Annotated in this window: 5 protein-coding genes; 2 read left to right on the forward strand and 3 right to left on the reverse strand. The window is 69.8% G+C overall.

Going from position 1 to position 3,989, the window contains the following annotated elements; genetic code table 11:
- Positions 1-426: 426 nt before the first annotated feature.
- Together ACTIDRAF_RS0224455 and ACTIDRAF_RS0224460 are read right to left on the reverse strand one after the other, a co-directional pair.
- On the reverse strand, positions 427-765 hold the full coding sequence (locus ACTIDRAF_RS0224455; protein ID WP_016701305.1) for a DUF3140 domain-containing protein: 339 nt from the start codon (positions 763-765) through the stop codon (positions 427-429).
- A 124-nt stretch (positions 766-889) separates the two neighbouring features.
- Positions 890-1,261 carry a DoxX family protein gene (locus ACTIDRAF_RS0224460; RefSeq protein WP_039789404.1) on the reverse strand — a complete coding sequence of 124 codons (372 nt, stop codon included), beginning with the start codon at positions 1,259-1,261 and terminating at the stop codon, positions 890-892.
- An 807-nt stretch (positions 1,262-2,068) separates the two neighbouring features.
- Between ACTIDRAF_RS0224460 and ACTIDRAF_RS0224465 the strand changes: the two genes are divergently transcribed.
- Complete coding sequence (locus ACTIDRAF_RS0224465; RefSeq protein ID WP_016701307.1) at positions 2,069-2,419, forward strand: hypothetical protein; 351 nt, start codon at positions 2,069-2,071, stop codon at positions 2,417-2,419.
- Positions 2,420-2,487: 68 nt separating this feature from the next.
- On the opposite strand, the gene ACTIDRAF_RS0224470 is transcribed toward ACTIDRAF_RS0224465, so the two are convergent.
- A complete protein-coding gene (locus tag ACTIDRAF_RS0224470; RefSeq protein ID WP_016701308.1) occupies positions 2,488-3,480 on the reverse strand; it encodes a LysR family transcriptional regulator in 993 nt (330 codons plus the stop codon).
- A gap of 45 nt (positions 3,481-3,525) precedes the next feature.
- Here ACTIDRAF_RS0224470 and ACTIDRAF_RS31065 point away from each other — a divergent pair.
- Positions 3,526-3,989 (forward strand): MFS transporter (locus ACTIDRAF_RS31065; protein ID WP_169534009.1); only part of this gene is annotated, 464 nt, incomplete at its 3' end.

Genomic DNA, 3,989 nt, shown 5'->3' on the forward strand with positions numbered 1-3,989 from the left:
GGCGGTGGGGGGACCCGGCGGTGCTCTCCGCCCGCTTCCGCCACAGGAGTGGCGACGTTCTCGCCTTCGGGGTGCGCCCCGTGCCGGTCGTGTTGGTGGGGGAGGGGCGCTGGAGCCGGCACCCGGGTCAGGTCGGCTGGCGTGCGGGGCGAGCAGCACCGGTGGTGCCGCCTGACCCGGGTGGTCCACCCTCGACCGTGCGCCTTCCCACCTGGTCGTCGTGCTGGGCCGGGCGTGCGGGGGTTCGCGCGGGCGACGAGGTGAAGGGTGTCACGGACGTGCCTCGATATAGGCCGCATCCATCGCTTCAGTGCTGAGTGAATTCATATACGCGCGCCACCGCACCAACCCCAGCAGGGGAGAGTCCACCTCACTCCACCGGCAGCAGTGAGGCCGACCGGACCCCCGGTCTCGACGGCACTCCGGTCACACGGGTTTCAGCGGGTCGTGACCGATCGACATGAGCCGGTGCCGCCAGCTCGCCTGGCCTCCGGTGGGCTCCAGATCGTCTCGGCGTTCGGCGTGCACCCGTTCCACGACCCGGCGCATCACGTGGAGATCGCCGTCCTCCAGGTCCGTCCGCCGCTTGTTGAGGATGCGCAACACCTCCTGCCCGGTCGGCGTTCCCGCCTGGTCCGGGAACTCCTCGGTTGTCTCCCCGGCCGACCTGGTCCGTAGCCACTCGCTGAGCTCGCGGGAGGACATGTTCACCACCCTGTGGAACTCGTTCCAGAGGACGTCGCTCTCGTGCGTGTGCTCGGCCATGGTCGTCGGCCTCCTCCCGTTGACGGTGTGCGGTCGGCGCGGCTGGCTACCGCGCTCCGCGTCGTTCACCGGGGGTGGTACCCGCCCGGGGCGGGAACGAATCCCACCCGCTCGGGCCGGGGGATCAGAAGGGCACCGGGCCGAACCGGGTCCAGGCCACGACGCCAGCTATGACCAGCAGCACGAGGTTGATCGGGACTGGCTTGAACTTCCACCTCCTGCTGTGCACGACGATGGCTCCGATCATCAGCAGCACCACACCGCAGGCGGTGATCGGCGTCAGCACGGTGAGGAAGTTGAGCACGCCGGGCAGGATCAGGCCGGCCGCGGCCGCCACCTCGATCCCCCCGATGATCTTGACCTCCTGGCTGGAGAAATCCTCCGCCCACGGCATGTTCGCCAGTAGTAGTTCTTCCCGTTGGACGAGTTTCATCCCGCCGGAGATGAGGAGGACCAGTGCGAGTGGCACTTGCAGCGCCCAGATGACGTAGGTCAAGAAGGCTCCCAGGGCCGGGCCGCCCATCCGAGGCAGTCACTCGCGGGCGCCCGGAGCGCCTGGCCTTTCAGCAGCGGGCGGCGGAAGTGGGTCCAGTCGGTGGTGCCCCACAGCCTGCCGCGTCGTCGCGGTCGGTGATGAGGGCGAAGTCTTGAAATCCTGCGGGGCACGGCGGTCACCGCGCGGCACACCAGTGTGGGAGTGGGCGGCGATGACCTGGGAACACCCTACCGATCATGACCGGCCGAACGCACCAGGTTTCTCCCCATGATCACTCGACTGTCGTAAGGGCTGTTCGGACTGGGGTCCGTTGTCGCACGAGGAGGGCCCCGCCGTACCTCATCCTGCCCCGACCCCAGCCGCTTCGACCCCATTGGTTTCATCTATACCCATCGTTTCAGTGTAAATCAAAATTAATCCCACAACCCCACGAAGCAAAACCCGCCACGACCCCACGAGGTCACTACGGAGAGTGAGAACTTCACGCTACGAGGAGCGGGCAGATCCGGGCGCGCATCCCTTCATCCTGACCCGGCTCGCTTCGTCCACCAGGCAGTGCCCCCCCGCCGGGTCACCGCCCCCCAAACCGGGGACCGCACCCCGTACCGGTACCCGGTCGCCGGCACCTCCGACGTGCGAAGATCGCGATGCTCCGTGGGACGACGCCGTTCTCGACGTCCAGACGAACCCGGGCCAGGATGGTCCGGGTGCCTCGAAGCGGGCAGCGACCGATGGCGGGAACGAGGCGAAGCTGCACCATCGAACGGGTGAGATACTGGCGGCCCCGTCAACTGATCGAGGTAACAGATGGTGTCCATGATCCTGTGGATCGTCGGCGCGATCGCCGTCGCCGCCGGAGTGCTCGTTCCCGTCATCCTGGGAGCGTCGCGGCACCGCGAGGTTCGCGCGGCCAAGTCCGCCGCGCGGTCGGCGTACCGGCGTCTGGGTTTCCACGTCGAGACGCTCGAAGTCGGCGACGACGTCGTCGCCCGACGGGCGCTGGAGGATGCGAGCGAGCGTTGGCGAGCCACCGGTGAGCTGCTCGCCAACGCCACCAGCGTGGAGGAGTGCGCGGCGGCCCGCGCTACGGCGATGGAGGGCCTGAAGCGCATCGACGACGCCAGGCGTCGGCTGGGCCTCGAGCCCGGCGGCGCCTGAGATCAGCCGCCGCCCGGGGCGATCCGGGCGGCGGTCCCTCAACGCGTGTGAGGTCGGCGGGGTGGTGGTCAGTCAGGGAGGTTCGAGCTGACCGCTGCGGGGTGGTCAGCCGCTCCCGCCAGCGGACGGAGGTCGAGTCGACGAACCACGGCCGTGATCGCGTCGAGGACGCTGCTGATCACGGGGCGGTCCCGGCTACCCAGCCGGGTGGCGGTGAGAACGCGGCGCGCCGGAGCGGGGTCTCCGGTCAGGCGGAGGCGGGACACCGGGTGGGTGCTGGGGAGTCCGGCGAGCTGGGGTACCAGGCAGACACCGAAGCCCTGAGCGACGAGCGCCGTGGCGGTCTCCCACTCGTCGCTGCGGTGGGCGATCCGAGGGGAGAAGCCGGCGGTCGCGCAGGCCGCGAGCACGAGCTGGTGGTAGGTCGATCCTGGTTTGGAGACGATCCACTGTTCGTGCGCCACGTCGACGAGCCGCACCTCACCGGCGCCCGCCAGCGGGTGGTCCTGGGGGATCAGCAGGTCCAGGGCGTCGTCGAAGAGGGGGCGCTGGTCGAAACGGGGGTCGCTGGGGGAGGGCGTGTCGGGCGTGGCCACGACGAGGGCGATGTCGGCCTCGCCGGAGAGCAGCAGGTCGAAGCACTCGGTGGGTTCCGCCTCGGTGATGCGGATGCCGAGGTGGGGGAAGCGTTCCCGGAGTGCGCCGGCGGCGCGGGGGAGGACGACGGCGGCCGCCGTGGAGAATCCGCAGATGCCCAGGGTGCCCGACGGTTCCTCGTCGTAGGCGTCGAGGGCGGCGCGGGCCCGTTCCCACTGGGCGAAGAGGATCTCCGCGTGGGACAGCAGGGTGCGGCCGGCGGGGGTGATGCGGACGCCGCGTCCTCGGGGTCGGACGATCTCGGTTCCGAGTTCGGCGCTGAGGCTGCGGAGTGCCTGCGATACCGCCGATGGGGTGTAGTGCAGGGCGGTGGCCACCGCGTGGACGGTGCCGTGCCGGTCGAGTAGCTGCAGCATATGGAGCCGGCGATCGATCATGTAGTGCAACTGTACGGTTCGCTGCATCAACGTTTGCTTTTCGTCGCCTATCGTGTTGCGCACCCTGGGCGTGTGTCTCGATCACGTGTGCTGTCCGACCGGTGGTTCGGTGTCTCGCCGTGGTGGTCGGTGCGGAGCTGGCTGGGCGGTGGGACCTGGTGGCGGGGGTCCTCGCGCGTGCCGGGAACGGCACGGGGGCCCGCGGGGGGAGGTGGGACCGGTGCGCTGGTCGCCGCGGCCGCCGCGTTGCTGGTGCTGACGGCGGGGGCGAACATGGTGAGCCCGTTGTACCCGCTGTACCAGCGGGAGTTCGCGTTCTCGTCGTTGACGTCGACGGCGTTGTTCGCGACGTACTCGCTGGTGAGCGTGCCGGCGTTGGTCGTGTTCGGCGCGGCGGTGGAGCGGGTGGGGCCTCGGCGGTTGTTGTTGTGGGGTCTGGGGATGTCGGCGGTGGCGTCGTTGCTGTTGGTGGGGGCGGAGGGGGTGGGTGCGCTCTTCGCGGGTCGGGTGTTGCACGGCTTGGCGACCACCGGCAG

Origin of the sequence: Actinoalloteichus spitiensis RMV-1378, from assembly GCF_000239155.1 — a bacterium.
Taxonomy (GTDB): domain Bacteria; phylum Actinomycetota; class Actinomycetes; order Mycobacteriales; family Pseudonocardiaceae; genus Actinoalloteichus_B; species Actinoalloteichus_B spitiensis.